The sequence below is a fragment of the Pauljensenia sp. 20925_1_34 genome, assembly GCF_041432775.1.
In the GTDB taxonomy this organism is placed as follows: domain Bacteria; phylum Actinomycetota; class Actinomycetes; order Actinomycetales; family Actinomycetaceae; genus Pauljensenia.
In genome coordinates this window covers 1-15669 of the sequence record NZ_JAPWAG010000012.1, presented here as the reverse complement: position 1 = coordinate 15669, position 15669 = coordinate 1, and the positions used below count along the sequence as shown (strand labels likewise).

11 protein-coding genes are annotated in these 15669 nt (G+C 64.7%); 4 read left to right on the top strand and 7 right to left on the bottom strand.

Annotation, left to right across the window (positions count from 1 at the left end):
* Nucleotides 1-339: 339 nt before the first annotated feature.
* The 7 genes from O3669_RS06180 to eccCa all read right to left on the bottom strand — a co-directional run bounded on the left by O3669_RS06180 (nt 340) and on the right by eccCa (nt 11079).
* Nucleotides 340-1359, bottom strand: coding sequence for a hypothetical protein (locus O3669_RS06180; RefSeq protein WP_371524039.1), 1020 nt, complete (start codon nt 1357-1359; stop codon nt 340-342).
* 54 nt (nt 1360-1413) lie between these two features.
* Nucleotides 1414-2430 (bottom strand): hypothetical protein, encoded by a 1017-nt coding sequence (locus tag O3669_RS06175; RefSeq protein ID WP_371524038.1) that lies wholly within the window; start codon nt 2428-2430, stop codon nt 1414-1416.
* Between the two features lie 71 nt (nt 2431-2501).
* A complete protein-coding gene (locus O3669_RS06170) occupies nt 2502-3503 on the bottom strand; it encodes a hypothetical protein (protein ID WP_371524037.1) in 1002 nt (333 codons plus the stop codon).
* 11 nt (nt 3504-3514) lie between these two features.
* Nucleotides 3515-4516, bottom strand: a complete 1002-nt coding sequence (locus tag O3669_RS06165) for a hypothetical protein (RefSeq protein WP_371524036.1) — start codon at nt 4514-4516, stop codon at nt 3515-3517.
* A 143-nt stretch (nt 4517-4659) separates the two neighbouring features.
* Complete coding sequence (locus O3669_RS06160; protein ID WP_371524035.1) at nt 4660-6069, bottom strand: FHA domain-containing protein; 1410 nt, start codon at nt 6067-6069, stop codon at nt 4660-4662.
* Nucleotides 6069-6941 (bottom strand): PP2C family serine/threonine-protein phosphatase, encoded by an 873-nt coding sequence (locus O3669_RS06155; protein ID WP_295920240.1) that lies wholly within the window; start codon nt 6939-6941, stop codon nt 6069-6071. The genes O3669_RS06160 and O3669_RS06155 overlap by 1 nt, the downstream gene beginning before the upstream one ends.
* A gap of 85 nt (nt 6942-7026) precedes the next feature.
* Nucleotides 7027-11079, bottom strand: coding sequence for a type VII secretion protein EccCa (gene eccCa, locus O3669_RS06150; RefSeq protein ID WP_371524034.1), 4053 nt, complete (start codon nt 11077-11079; stop codon nt 7027-7029).
* Nucleotides 11080-11223: 144 nt separating this feature from the next.
* Between eccCa and O3669_RS06145 the strand changes: the two genes are divergently transcribed.
* From O3669_RS06145 to O3669_RS06130, 4 genes are all read left to right on the top strand, one after another.
* Complete coding sequence (locus O3669_RS06145) at nt 11224-12645, top strand: hypothetical protein (RefSeq protein WP_371524033.1); 1422 nt, start codon at nt 11224-11226, stop codon at nt 12643-12645.
* Nucleotides 12642-14075 (top strand): FHA domain-containing protein, encoded by a 1434-nt coding sequence (locus tag O3669_RS06140; RefSeq protein WP_371524032.1) that lies wholly within the window; start codon nt 12642-12644, stop codon nt 14073-14075. Before O3669_RS06145 ends, O3669_RS06140 begins: the two co-directional genes overlap by 4 nt.
* Before the next feature lie 87 nt (nt 14076-14162).
* Nucleotides 14163-14618, top strand: coding sequence for a hypothetical protein (locus tag O3669_RS06135; protein WP_295966627.1), 456 nt, complete (start codon nt 14163-14165; stop codon nt 14616-14618).
* Nucleotides 14619-14901: 283 nt separating this feature from the next.
* On the top strand, nt 14902-15606 hold the full coding sequence (locus O3669_RS06130; RefSeq protein WP_314769033.1) for a hypothetical protein: 705 nt from the start codon (nt 14902-14904) through the stop codon (nt 15604-15606).
* The last annotated feature ends 63 nt before the right edge of the window (nt 15607-15669 follow it).

Sequence of the window (15669 nt, the reverse complement as noted above, 5' to 3'; positions counted from 1 at the left end):
TGTTTGCGATGATTGGCCCGACACCGGGCCACTACCACAGGCAAGGATACACGTATCAAGGGACTAAGGTCACTTCAAGACACGCACAATAATGATTGTCCTTACATGGACGAGGCCTTGGTTGCTTGTCGGGTATCGTTTCCTCGCGCGGAAGTAGGCGTCAAGCGGGCTGGTCAGGGGTATCGGCGAGGCTGTCACGCAGGCGCCGGCGGGCGCGGCGTTCGGCCGACCGGGGGCGGGCAGACGACCGGGGGCGGGCAGACGGACGTGGGGCGGGCCCCAAGGCCCACCCCACACTCGTCACAGGAGCCAGGTCGCCGGCGAGGCTCGCCGGTCCAGCTATCTGACCTGTCGGCCGTCGACCCACTTTCGAAGGAGCGTGAAGACGATGTATCGCTCACCGGCCTCGTCGAAGCAGACCGCGCCACGCACGTCCAGCCAGATACGGTGCTCCCGTGTGGTGACCGTGATGTTGTAGGCAGCCAAGCTCCCCGGCAAGCTGTCGCTGACCTCCCCTACGTCAATTGACTCAACATCCGCAACGTTAAGATCGGGACACAGGGCCTGCTCTGGGCTTTCCCCGCGAATGCACGATTCCAGAAGAGGCACGAATTGCTCCTGTTGCCAGGCCTTTGTTTCCTCGTTCAAGACGATGTCGATTTGGTGAGGTTCGTCAGCATCGAACAAGTCGATCGTCGCACCCGACGGAACGGAGTCGACACTGTACTCGGTGTCTTCACTGAACCGGGTCACGCTGATGTCGTAAACGCCGGGATACGCGTACACTACACCGCCGCCGCCAGCGAAGTGCCACAGGTCGTCTGTTACGGGAGGAATCATCCGCTGATTGCCCTTGGTCGCTCCGACGTCCCCGAGCGACACTCCAGCAATCGACAGGTCTGAGGCGTACCCGTCCGCGAACACAGCGACGCTACGCGCCGCACTGGAAACGACCCTCCACGAGCCGATGTGCGGCTTGGGCACACCCGAGCGCTCCATGTAGATGACGCGGGTCGCGGAGCGGCCGTTCACTGAGAACTCGATATTGACACCCTGCCGACCATCCCTGTCGAGCTCGGAGTGCACCCACACAGCGCCCACGCTCATCGCTGGAGTGCTCGACGATCGCTGGAGTCGCCGCAGATCGACGGCATCGCCACGCCCGACATTGGAATCGACATCGGCATCGGCGCTCTCAACCGCCAGGGCATCTTCGAAACGCCCCTGGGCGATCGCCTCCGCGTAGTAGCGCGCAGCCGCCTCCGCGCTCACGCTGAACGAATACACGAGGCCACCCACCACCGGCAGCACAACGAACACACACACGAGGACGACGATCATCCGCACGCGACTCTTCATGGCATAGCCTCTTCTCTCATTACGACAACACTACGGGCGCCACAATGCGCCCACTCACCAGTTCCAAGGGTGGTGAGACTCCTCGCCGACCCTGAACACGACACGAGCATCGCCCGCCTCGTCGAAGCACAGCGCACCCGCCAGATCGACGGAAACAACATCGGCGTCAGTCTTAATCCAAAACGTTTCCGAACCGTCTAAACCATCGGACTGCCACCAAACCTTCTCCTCCACTTCATCGCTCACAGTGCCCGAAAAGTCGAAAGTGGGACACAGCGCGCCCTGCGCTGCTTCCGATCCAAAACACGACCGCCCGAGCGACTCGAAGGCGCCCACAAACCACGCGCGCGTCTCATCGTCAGGCATGATGCTGATCGTCGTATCCGACCCGTACCCGGCCAACTCAATCGACGAGGCACCAACCTCGGAATTAATGAGCACATCCGTATGCTCACTCACCTTATCGACCGCAACCTCATAGACACCCGGGTACGCATAGACAGTCGTCGCATGAATGGGTTGGGGCACCACGCCATCGGCCGACACACCCGCAGGAATAGCGACACCGTCACTGCCCGTCGCCCCCACGCGACCAAGCGACACCCCGCCGATGCGCACATCGGAGGCATAGCCATACGCCCGCACCGTCTCCACCTGCGCAGCGCCAGAGACGACGCGCCACATGCCCACGTGCGGCCTTGGCACACCCACACGCTCCAGGTAAATCTCGCGCGTGATCGTGCGCCCGTTGACGGACAAATCAATGCTCGCTCCTTGACGCCCCCACACATCGAGCTCGGGGTACACCCGTACGGAACCCACACTATTCGGCGCCACTAAGTGACCTTGGCGCAGGTCTACGACACCACCGAGTTCTATGCCGCTGCCTTTGTCGGCGTCGGCGCTCTCAACCGCCAGGGCATCTTCGAAGCGCCCCTGCGCGATCGCCTCGGCGTAGTGGCGCACAGCCGCCTCCGCGCTGATCCTCGACAGATATACGAGGCCACCCACCACCGGCAGCACAACGAACACACACACGAGGACGACAATCATCCGCACGCGATTCTTCATGAAACCCTCCAAAAACGACGGAAACAATTGCAACGGGCCTTCGCTTTCTGCGAGCCACGCCCCGGAATGTTCTAGCGATAGCTTCTAAAGACGATACGGCGCTCACCCGACTGATCGAAGCAGACCTCGCTCTTCAGCCCCACCGTGGTTTCATAATTACCGGTCGTGACCTGAATGGAGGGGGCACGCAGTCCTTCGCGTTGATCACCGCTGATCTCACCGACGTTGATCGAGTCGGCTCGATGGTACTGTTGCGTGTGGCACACGGCTTCTTCCGGTTTCTCCCCCCGAAGACACGCGGTCGCCAAAGCAGCGAAGCGTTCCTGATGCCATGCGTGCGTCTCCTCATCCACGGTGATGTCGACCTGATGACGTGCACGAGTTCCCATTTCTATCGCCGAGGCTCCCGCGACGGAGTCGACAGAATACTCGGTGTGCTCGCTGAGCTGTGTCACGCCGATGACATACATGCCCGGGTACGCGTATACCTCGTGGTCATGGTGATCGGGATGCCACAGGTCGTCGCTCGCGGAAATAGAAATGCTAGCCGTGGTGCCTCCGACAGAGCCCAGCGAGACCCCGCCGACGGTTACCTCGGTGGCATAGCCTTCCGTGCGCACTGTCTCCTCACGAGCGGCTCCCTCTGCGATGCGCCAGGGACCCACGTGCAGCCTGAGAGAAGCCGTATTCTCCACGTAGATTTCACGGGTGACTGTGGAACCGTTGACGGAAAAGTCGATAGCGGCTCTCTGACGCCCCCTCACATCCCTGCCCGAATACATCCGCACAGCGGATACGGATGAGGGCGCGGCCACCTGGGCCCGCCGCAGATCAACCACGGAACCGTGCGTAACACTGCTATCGTTGCGACCTCTGTCCGTCTCAACGCTCAGCGCATCTTCGAAACGTCCCTGCGCGATCGCCTCCGCGTAGTAGCGCACGGCTGCCTCGGCACTGGTCCTCGCCAGGGAACTTACCGAGCCAATCAGTGGCAGGAAAACGAAGACATACACGAGGACAACAATGGTCCGCGCGCGATTCTTCGGGGACCAACTCTTACGCAGCATTGTCACGTACCCCCTCGTCACTTCTTCCTCCGATAGCGGTTACTCTCGTCGAGGAACAACACCGTGTGGGCCTCACCCGCATCGTCAAAGCACACCTCGTTGATGACATTCAGAAGCACGCGTTCGTCGGCTGTTTCTACATTGACGCCCCAGCTCCTAAGGCGCCCAAATTCCCTGGACGCCCCACCAAAGTAGACCGACTCAACACCCGATACCTCTATGCCCGGGCACACGACGCCTTCCGGCTTCTCACCCTTCACACAAGCGACGGAGAGGGACTCGAATTGTTCCTCCTGCCACGCTTCCGTCTCCTCATCGAGAGGGACCTCGAGCCTGTGGTTCAGAAGCCCCCGTGTGAAGGCGATAGTCTGCGCCCCCACCGAGGAATCGACGAGCACTTCGGTCCCCTCGCCGACCGTGGTCACCTCCACCGGGTACACTCCCGGATACGCAACGAAGACGACGCTGCTGCTGCCCCTGTGCCACAGTCCCTCAGTTGGCACCGTCAGCGGGATAACCGTGCCGTCGCTACCTTTCTCACTCACTGCGCCGAGCGTCATACCTCCGACGCTCACCTCAGAGGCGTACCCCTCCATGCTGAGCGGATACTTGGTAGCCAGCCCCTCAGTCACTTTCCACGCGCCCAGCAAGCCACGGTGAGAGGCATCGGGACGCAGGGAAATTGTGCGGGTCGTGACGTATCCGTTGACGTTCAAGCCGATTCTGACGGCCTGGCTTCCATCCTGTTGCGCAACGCCCACGAGCGACACGCTCGTCACACTGGAGGGAACGGCGATCTGGCCTCGCCGCAAATCGACGTTCTCGGGCTCCACGATGCCAGAAGCCTTGTCCGTTTCCATAGCCATCGCGTCCTCGAAGCGCCCCTGGGCGATCGCCTCGGCGTAGTAGCGCGCGGCGTCCTGCGCACTCGTGCGCGACAGATACACGAGGCCACCCACCACCGGCAGCACAACGAACACACACACGAGGACAACGATCATCCGCACGCGATTCTTCATGAACTCACTCCCTCTCGCATGCCCAATCAGCCGCCGAGGGCATCGGTGCCCCCAACCTCCAAACGGTCAACATAAGACAGCCTAGTACATACACCTGTGGGGTGGACCAACAGGTCCACCCCACAGACAAGGCGCATATGGCGTCAGCGCACGCGGAACTCGATGGTGGTTCCCTCGCCGACGTCGATGAGGTCGCCGTCGTTCAGTGCGATCGTCACCATGGGGGTGACGTCCTGGAAGGATCCGTCAGCGTGGCGCAGGACGGTGCCGTTGGCGCTGCCCAGGTCCATGAGGGCCCACGAGCCGGGCGTCGTCATCATGACGGCGCAGTGCGAACGCGAGATCTCGGTGGCCGGGCTGGGCACGCGCAGCACGGTCGCCACGGGGCGGCCGGTCAGGGCGCGGGCGTCGGGGTCGCGGCCGATGACGACGTCGCGCGAGACCTCGACGGGCACGGTGCCGCCGTGGATCAGGAAGGCGACGGGGGCGGCCGGGCCGGCGTTGACGGGCGCGAGGCGCAGGATCGTGGCCTCAGTGTCGGTCTCGGCACCCAGGTCGGCCAGTCCGGCGGCGCTCATGGCCTCGGGCGTGGCGGGCGGCTCGGGTGCCATCTCGGGAGCGGGCTCCGGCTCGGGAGCGGACTCAACCTCGGGCTCCGGCGCAGGAGCGGGAGCGGGCTCAACCTCAGGCTCGGGCTCCAGCGCAGGAGCGGGAGCGGGCTCAACCTCGGGCTCGGGAGCAGGCTCGGGTTCGGGCTCGAACGAGGTGGACTCCGAGTAGGCGGCCAGGCGCTCGGTCGACGCGGCGGTGTTGACCGGCGGCTCGACGACGTAGAGCTCGCTCGAGGTCTGCTCGACCTCATTCTCAGCGACGTCCTCAACCGCATCCGTGGCCTCGACCTGCTCAGGCGCGGCGGTGCGCGCGGTGGGCGTCAGCGAGACGGGACCGTTGGAGGTGGCTGCAAGGAACTGAGCCTCGACGGCGGCCAGGTCGACCGACGACGTGTGCGTGGTGGTCGGCTCGGGCAGCTCCTCGCGCGCGTCGCGGCGGGCGCGGCGCTCGTGGTCGGGAATGTCGGGGTTGATGAGGAAGCCCATCGTGTCGACGGGCAGGGAAGCCAGGGCCTCGACCTCGTCCAGGGCGCGGCCGATGCGAATCTCGGCGGCCTCGACGCGGTCGGCGGCGGGGACCATCCACGTGATCTCGTCGCCCTCGTTGATGCTCGCCTCGAAGGTCTGCCACTCACCGGGGTTGAAGGGCCAGGCCCAGATCGGGTCGGTCCACACCTGCTCGGTGATCTGTCCTGCGGCGCGCATGCGCAGCTGGATGTTACCGAGGACTGTCAAGTAGGGCTGTTCGCCGGCGCAGTCCAGGAGCAGGACGTCGCCCTGCTCGGCCTGCACGTGGGAGAGCCACGCCTGCGTGTCGGCTCGTCCCCACACGACATCAGCCGCGGAGTCCGCAAATTCGAGCGGCACCAACGCGGCACCGAGGGGTCCGGTGACGAGCATCGCGCCCTGTCCGCGACACAAGAAGCGTCCAATCTGAAGCATCAGTCACTGCCTTCTCTACGAGGAACCCGGCGCGCTGTCTGAATCGACGCCGGACGTACTGGTTGAATCATTCGATTCATGACATTCGTTGTCAATGTTACTCGTGATTGGGTTCCTGCGTAGACTACAACCGCAGTTGAGTTGTCACGAGTGCCGGCTTCGAGGCTGGCTTTCACGAGGACATCGGCGGTTCCCTGCGGACCGTTGCCAGCGGCGACAATCGCGTGGATCTGGGAGTCTTGCAGGACCCCGTGCACGCCATCTGTACAGATGACGGCGCGATCGCCCTCTTCGAGGGGCATGATCGTGTAATCCGCCTTGACGCTGCCGGATTGTCCGGCTCCCAGGGCCTTGGTGACGACGTTGGCCGGGGGAATCACCTGCGGCGCGCCGGAGGTGGCGGCCAGGTCGCGGGCTTCCTGCAAGGCGGAGTGGTCGTGGGTGAGCTGACGGATCCCGCCGGGGCCCACGACGTAGGCGCGCGAGTCGCCGACGTTGAAGGAGAGCCAGTAGGGGCCCTCGGGGGTCCACAGGACCATGAGGCCGGACAGGGTGGTGCCGGGCGCGCCCATCGGGTTATCGACGGGCGCCAGGCCGGCGACGGCGGTGGCCGCCGCGTCGATGGCGACGGAGAGGTCAACCAGGTCGACGGGGCGGTTTCCGAGGCGCTCGGGGCTCAGGAACTGCCGCAGAGTGATGACTGCCTTCGACGAGGCCTGGGCGCCGCCGAGGTGGCCACCCATTCCATCGGCGACCGCGAAGACGGGCGAAACCGCCAGCCAGGAGTCTTCATTTTCGGAGCGGACGGGACCGATGTCAGTCGACGCGCCCCACGATAGTGGGGCGCGCTCAGCATGTTCACCCTGAGCCATCTACCTTCGTCTTTCTCGCTGCGTTGGGCGCGTGGGATAACGCGTAACACCGTTATTCTACACGCGAGCCATAAATGGTTACGCGCTATCGAACGGGATCAGACCAGGCGAGCTGAGCGCGGAAGGTGCCCGCCTCGCGCGAGACGACGATCGCTCGACCGGGCAGTGCGCGGACCGGCCTCACACGCCCGATAACCTGACCTTCGTCCGGGTTACCGGACAACATGATGCCTGTCGACCCGAGGTCAATGAGGGAACGCAGGACGCGCTCGTACACGGCCTGAGAGGCGCCACCCATCCGCCTCGCGATAACCAGGTGGAGACCAACATCACCCGCCTGGGCCAGCAGCGGCTGTAGCGCCGCGAGCGGATTACCCTCGGAGGTCACGACGAGGTCGTAGTCGTCGACGAGGACCCAGAACTCCGGTCCCTTCCACCAGCTTCTATTCGCGAGCTGTTCGGGGGTCACGTCGTCGCCGGGTAGACGTTCCTTCAGGAACGCCACGAACTCAGCCATATCTCTTGCGACAGACTCGTTCGTCGTCAGGTAGGCGGCCAGGTACTCCTTCGGAATGGCGCCGAGGGAGGAGCGGCGCCGGTCGACGACGATGATTTGCGCTTTCTGGGGCGTATTCCTGGCCACGATTTCGCGTGCAAGGGAGCGCAGGAACGTTGTCTTGCCGGACTTGGAGTCGCCGAAGAGGTAGAGGTGGTGCTCGGAGTTCGGGTCGAAGCGGAACGCCCCGAGTCGCGATTCTTCGACACCGAGAATGAGCGCGGGGGCTCGGCCCTGCACCGGGGCGAGCGCGCCAGGCAGCTGCGCGATCTCCTCGGCAGTGACCTTGGTCGGCAGGAGGCGAAGCTTGGGGCCGGGGCCGGCGGGCAGCGCCGCGCGGATCTGCTCAATCGTGGTGACCACGCCTTCGCTGACGGTCGCCGGGTCCGCCTCGCCGTCCGCGCGGGGCAAGGCGATGAGGACGTGGTGCTTGGACGCGCACACTCCTCGGCCCGGCCGAGCGTCCGGGATCTGCTTCTGCACGTTGCGGTCCAGCGCGGAGTCGCGGAAGTCGCCGATCTTGAGTTCGAGCTTCGAACCGAGCATGTCAACGATCTGCATGCGGAAGTCACTCCAGCGAGGCGTTGCGGCCACGAGGTGCACACCGAATGTCAGGGCGGTGTTGAGCATGCGACCGATCCGCATGTCGAGGTCGTCGAAGTCGGCCTTGAGGGAGGCCCAGTTGTCGACAACGAGGAAGACGTCGCCGTATCCGTCGTCGTAGAGCCCCTGGGCGCGACCGCGCCGGTAGGTCTCGATCGAGTCGATCTTGTGCTGCTGGAAATAGCGCGCGCGATCCTCGATAATGCCTTGGACCTCGGCGAGGATTCGGGTGAGGACTTCACCGGTGTCGCGCGTGGCGATACCGGCGACGTGGGGGGCGTCTGCGAAGGACGCGAAGGTTCCACCGCCCAGGTCGATGATGTAGAACTGGACTTCCTGCGGCGTGTAGATGAGCGAGAGCGACATGACGAGGGAGCGCAGCGCCATCGATTTGCCGGTCAGCGGGCCGCCGACGACCGCGAAGTTACCGCCCGCGCCCGACAGGTCGAAGGTGAGCAGGTCGCGGCGCTGCTCAAGCGGGATGTCCCTGATGCCCAGCGGGAAGACGAGGGAGCCGCGCTGGCGCCACTCCATCGACACGAAGCCGAGGCCGTCGACGGGTGCGAGGTCGGGCATCATCTGGTCGAAGGTGTCGGGCACGTCCAGCGGGGGCAGCCACACCTGGTGGGCGGGTACGCCCTTACCGGTCATCTTCGCCACCGCGATGTCGAGCTCGCTCATGTCTGCCCACTTGGCGTCCCCGGGCAGGCTCATGACTTCTTCGGACGAGGCCGGGGCTGCGATGGGCTCTTCGCGTGTCAGGACGGGGGCCAGGGTGAAGGGCAGGACCTTGATCGAGCGGTCCGGCGTTCCAGCCGTGGACAGCTGGGTAGAGCCGACGGTTCGCTGCGGCGGCGGGGCCGCGACGTACGAGGCACGGAAGCGGATGAGTTCGTCCGTGCCGGGCATGAGGAAGCCGGAGCCGGGCAGCGAGGGGAGCTCGTATGCGTCCGGCACGCCCAGAACCTCGCGGGACTCGCTGGCTGAGAAGGTCTTGAGGCCCACGCGGTAGGACAGGTGAGACTCAAGGCCGCGCATCCTCGAGGTTTCGAGCCTTTGCGAGGCGAGGAGCAGGTGGATCGAGAGCGAACGGCCCAGGCGGCCGATCGCGACGAACAGCTCGGCGAACTCCGGCTTGGCGGTGAGCAGCTCGGAGAACTCGTCGAGGATCAGGAAGAGGGCGGGCATCGGGGGGAAGGAATGCTTGCCCGCGATACGGTCCTCCTCATACTGGGTGACGTTGGCGTAGTTACCCGCCTCGCGCAGGACTTCCTGGCGGCGCACCATCTCGCCCTTGAGCGCGTCTTGCATGCGGTCCACCAGGGACAGCTCGGACTCGAGGTTGGAGATCATGGCGGACACGTGCGGCATCTCGGACATGCCCGCGAAGGTCGCGCCACCCTTGAAGTCAACGAGGACGAAGTTGAGCTGCTCGGGCGAGTGGGTCAGGGCCAGAGCCAAGACGAGGGTACGAAGGACCTCCGACTTACCCGAACCGGTTGCGCCGATCAGGAGGCCGTGGGGGCCCATGCCCTGCTGGGCGGACTCTTTGATGTCGAGCAGGACGGGGACGCCTTCGGGGGTGACACCGAAGGGGACGCGCAGGCGGTTCCTGCCCTCGCGACGCACCCAGGCCCGCTCGGGATCATAGTCTCGGATGTCGCCCAATTGCAGGAGCTCCATGAGGTCCACGGAGCGCTTGACGTCCGAGCGCCCGACGGGCGTCTCGCTCTCTTTCTTCTCGGTGCCCATGGCGAAGGGAGTCAGTCGTCGGGCAATGGCCTCGGCCTGAGCGCGCCCCACCCGCTCCCATTCGCCGACGATCGCCTGGTGACTGAAAAGGTTGACCTCGAGCACGCCGCGCGTCTGTCCTTTCGCCACGGGGTGGACGAGGAGGCGCACCGTCGACGGGCTCGTCAGCGCCCCCCACTTCTCGTGCAGGTTCACGACAGTCACGCCGGCAGCGCCGTCGCGAGAACCGATCTGGGTTGAGGCGGGCAGCTCAGCGCCGTCGCACACGACGAGGACGTGCGGCCAGGGCGTCAGATCACCACGTGGGGTAAAGCCCGGCCGATCCGTCACGTCGGAGCCGAGGAGGTCCAGCAGATCGATGTCCTCAGTGACCACCATGCGGGCGGGGCCCACGGCGTCCGACTCGACGGTCGAACCGGCGTGAGGGAGCCACTTGACCCACTCCCACTCCGTGAGACGATCCGGCGAGCACAGCACCGCGATACGCAAGTACGAGGGGCTGACGAAGGTCGCCAGGTGCGTCATGATCAGCCGCGCGACGCCGATCGTGTCCTCGCGGCGGCCCGCCAGCTCGACATGCGAATAATCCTCCAGGGGAACACCGAAGGCGACGCTGTCCAGGTTGCGGTGAGTCTCAACAAAGCGCGTCATCGCAGACAGGCACACAATGTCCGGGTTCGCCATGGGCGGCAAGTCGGGAGCCAGCAGCTCCATCGCCAAGCTCTGCTCAGACACGCCAACTCGCGCATTGAGCATTTCGACGCCCGGCTCACGCTCCCACACGCGCTCACCCTGTTCCGCCACCGCAACCAAGGCCTCGGGCGCGGGAAGAGCCCAGTTCACGAAAGCCCGCTGGCGGTCAGCGACGTTACGGACCGTCTGCCTCGTTTCCGACAGGTACGCCAGGTACTCACCGCGCAGCGTGCGAACCTTCTGACGATGCTGGGAGACCTGCCGATAGACGTTGAACGCGACCATGGCGACCATGGCGAACACCATGCCGCCCGCCATCATCAGCATCATCGAGTTACGACCCTGACCTGCGCCCCCGCTGGCCTGGGAGATCGCCATGAACACCATGACGCCCATCGAGCCCATCATCGGGACCACCATCGCAAGCACGTTACCGATGCCCGCGGCCTCAGCCTGGTTCGGCGGAGCCTGGATGGGAATCTTCCCTTCGGGCATCTCCGGTACGCCCTCCAAGCGATCCTCAGAGTCAGCCATCGTTCCTCCCTTGTCACCGCACCCGGGTAGCAGTAGTCCCCGCTATCCTAACGTGGACCACAGTCGAACTTTTGCCAAGCCCGCGTCTGATGACACAATACTGTCTGAGAGTGTCATCCGTGTCGGAGACGAAAGGAGGCTCGCGTGGGACAAACACAGGCATCGATTACCGTCGTTGGCAGCTCCCACCGGGAGGACTACGTCATCCCCGTCGGAATGACGATCGCGGGCCTGCTCGCACTCATCGAAGTTGATCTGACCAAGCTGTCAGCTCGCCTCACACTCGGAGGCGGACGTCCCGTCGAGCTCGGTGCTGTCATCGGACGAGACATTCCCTCCGGTTCGGTCATCACCATCGTCGGCACGCAGGAATCGGCCCAAGCCGTCGCCGACGACCAACGTTCCAGAAACAACCGGCGCTTCCGGCCGGCGCTCACAGCCACGGCCTTCGTATTCGTTGCCTCCGTCGTGTCTCTCCTCGGCGTCCTCCTGCCCGTGCTCGCCCTGTATCGCGACGGCTACGACATGCTCCCCTCGCTCGCGACTGACACGTGGGGACGTCTGGGCCTGGGGATCGTGTGCGCACTCATCTGGTCGTGCCCGCTCCTGGCCCCGAGCAACGCAGCGCGCGGCTTCGCCCTCGTCACCTGTTGCACCGCCGCCGGGGTAAGCGTCGGCGTCGCAGCCACTCCCCTACCCGGCTCACCTACCCTGCTGCCCGTCATCGTCACCTGGTCCTGCCTGATCGTCGCCAGCCTCGTTCTTTTCGCCAGGCCCACGCCGAGCGCGCGCGTCAACGTCCAGTGTTTCGCACTGATTGCCGTGACCGTCACGGTCGCGTCCCTCAGCGCACTGAGCAGCATCCGCTTCGCTCCGTTGATCTTCACCGCGTCGATTTTCTTCGTCTCACTGTCTCCTCACCTGGCCCTCCAGGTCCCCGACCACCAGGTGCTCGACCTGCCGCTGGTCATGAAGCGCCTCCCCTCCATTCGCCTCACCGTCCTGCAGCCACCATCGCGAATCACGCCGCTGCGCGTCAACAAGACGCTGGCGGAAGCGTACGACCGCTCCCGCACGATCCTGTGGAACGCGACCATCGTTGCGCTCATCTCCGGCCTGTTGACCGCCTACCAGATGCCGGTCGGCGAGGAGACACCCTACGCCGGCTACGCCACGCTCGCGCTGTGCCTCCTCGCGATCCTCGCCCTGGTCACCAACGCGCGTTCGAAGCGCGACCGGCTGACGCATTACGGGCCTCGTCTCGCGGCGCTCGCGATCTGGGTGACGCTTTTCTTCGCGCCCGGTTGGGACCGCTACCTCCTGCGTTCCACGGGCGAGTCGTCGGCACCGACGCTGACGTTCGCGCAGCACGTCATCCTGCCTCTCTCCCTGTGCCTGCTGGCTGTGATCGTGCCCGTCGTGGCGCTCATCCGCTCGGGCCGCGAGCCCTCCGCCCTGGTCGGCAGAATCATCGACATCATCCAGGGGCTTTCACTCACGTTGCTCCTACCAGCCGCGACCTACGGGTCAGGACTTTTCGATCTCGTTTGGCGGAAGGTACTATGACAGCCACATCACCCGACCTCGTTGCCGTCCCCGCATCCCCCGGCAAGCGCGTTGCTGCGCTCCTCATCGATATCGTCGGCGCTGCGCTGTTCGGTGCCGTCGCCTCGGCCCTGTCACACGGCAACGTTGCCGTCATCGTGACGACCATCGTCGAATACGTTGCCCTCCAGGCCATCCTGATCGCACTGCATGGTCGTTCGGTGGGCGCCTTCCTGGCGCGTTGCGCGCTGGTGCGCGCTGGTTCGTCGCAATTGTCCCCCTCGCTGATGGTGTCCGCGGGGTATGTCCTCCTGACGGCTCTGTCCTCGCTGATCCCGCCCCTGCCCGTCATCTTCGTTCTTCTGGGAGGCCAACGCGGGTCGTGGATGGCGAAACTGTTCTCACTTCAGTGCGTGACCTTCGTACCGGAGGACACAATCGACGAGGCCGTGGCGTCGTCCAGCCCCTACGGCAAGGCGGGTGCAGGCATCGCCGAGGGCCATACGAGTTTCTCCTCCGTGACCGACATTCCCTCGGCACCGATCAGCCACTCCAGCGAGTCACCGGCAAGCGCCCAGCCCAGCGTTAAACTGCCCAAGCCCAGCGCCGAGCTGCCCAAGCCCAGCGTTGAACTGCCCAAGCCCAGCGCCCCGGCGAGCTCACGCGCGTGGCCTGCCCCGGCCCCGGCCTCGTCAGTGCCGTACGTGCCCGGCCCGCAGATTCCCGCCCCCGTCCAGGAGGTGCCTGCCGCGGCGCCCGTCCAGGAGGAGGCGATGCCCGAGGCACCAGCCACGGCACCGGCACCGACGCCTGCGTGGGCTCGCGAGACGCACACCCCGAAGGCTCCCATCGGGGCACCGATACCCACGCCGACGCCGGTTCAGGAGATGCAGGCCCCGAAGGCTCCCGTTGCACCCCCGGCACCGACCGCGCGCTTCTCCGCACCCATGCCGCAACCCCTCGCTCGAGAGGCGAGCGCCGGGGCGCCTCCCGCCGAGGTCGAAGCCCCTCGCCCGCCGGAGCCCGCTGTCCCCGCGCCCGCTCTCCCCACGACCGCACCGAAACCTGCTGCCACAGCGACCAACAGCACCACGGCCTCGGCGCCGGCGAGCGCGTCCTACGCCGCACTCCTGCTCGACACGGGCCAGTCAATCCCCGTCAACCGCACGATCGTGCTCGGCCGCGCGCCCTCGCCGCAGCGCGCCACGGACTCCCCGATCCCCGTGGAGGATCAGACGCGCTCGCTTTCGCGTACGCACGTGCGCATCGCCCCCTCCGAGGGCGGCATTACGATCGAAGACCTTAACTCGGCGAACGGGACGCGCGCCCGTTCCCCCAACGGGCAGACCCACACCCTGGTTCCCGGCCAGCCCATCGAGCTTCCCATGAACAGTCAGCTGCTGCTGGGTGAACGCCTCATTTCCGTTGTGGACCTGCGCCAGCGGCGCTAGCGTGGCGCTGTGAAAGCCTCTTCTGTCATTTCCTGTCATCTGGTAGGCTCGAACCATCACGATCATGCCTGTCAATGAGGAGTCGTCATGGGTGCCGAGAATGTTCCTGCGAACATGGAAGTCAACTACTACAAGTGGAAGAGCTGGGTCACCCTTCTGACCGATAAAGACGACGGCTTGGCGATCCGTTTTGAGCGGGCTGCTGACAAACTGGAGCAAAATATCGGGTTGCAGAACGAGGGCAAGTGGGGCGTTGAGAGCGGTCCCGCGGCTTTCAGCACGGCGTACGCCCGATACCTGACTCAGGAGGCCTCCGCGCTCAGGGGTATGGCGACAAACGCGCGCAACTTCGCTGCAGCCGTCAACTCTGCGATCAAGGCGCTCGAGAGTGGTGACGAAACGGCTGAGGAGAATCTCATGAAGACGGTTAAGGAGGAGAAAATCCAGTCCGTGTACATCTCCCCAGAGCGTCTCGCAGTATTCGACAACTATGACCCGGAACGCAGTGCCTTCTACGTTCAACTGAACAAGTACCACTACTAAGTTGGCTCAGATGAACGCTCTGCCTCGGCACTCAGGAAGGACTGCAATGGCAGCGATATTGAAGGCCCGTGTGGCCCGGTGGGTGGCGTGTGTGGTTGTGGTTGGCGCGTGTGTGGCGGGCGTGTGCGCGCCGACTCATGCAGTCGGCACGCCTGTGCCGACACCAAGTGTTCCAGTGACTACAGCACCCGAAACGCCCCTGCTGCCTAACCACGGCATTGTTGCCAGAGTCGTTGTCGAACAGCTACTTGTCGAAACTAGTGAGGATACTCGAGAGTGGGCCATGCGCATCAGCATCGCTTTCACTCACACATTCGATTCGCCCGAGAAGATCACCCGGGAGGAATGTCAAAGTATCGCCAACACCTTCTGGTCAGGCTCAGCAGAAGGCTACTTTGTCAAGGTCAGTCACGTGGGCGGCAATTGCGACATCGAAGCCTACTATCTTGGGGAGGCGCGCCACGCGTTTTATTCCCTCGATGAATCCGGCCACCTGCAGGTACGCGCGCCCATGGTCTACCTCAACCAGATCTTCGCCTCCTTCGAAAACGCCACCATCAAAGAACTCGAAGTCAGGTTCACGTCGATCAACAACGCCCACTGCAACGCCAACCCCTCTCACGAGCACCTGGATGACATGTTGTCCGTGAGCCACTTGTCCTACTGTGACTGGACTCCCGAAGAAGGTGCGACCATCCCCACCAGCGATGAGCCCCTCCTCGAAGGCGATGTCGAAGAGGCGTTTTTCTCCCTGAATAAGGGAACGGTCGGGCCGTTCATCGACATGCCCGCACCGGTCAATCCCTTCACCATCACACCCACGCCCTCGCAGGCCGAGGAGCCAGCCTCGGGCGCCAGCGCGGACGCCGCTTCCGAGTCTTCGCCTGCTTCTTCGCGCGGCCTCGTCATCGCCGTGGGTGCGGGTGCCGCGCTCCTCCTCCTGGCCGCGGCGGTGGGAATCACCTGGGCGCGGCGCCGAACAAGCTAACACACCAACAAGCGGGGGGCCGCACCCATCAAGGGCGCGGCCCCCCGCCATCACTGAACCAAC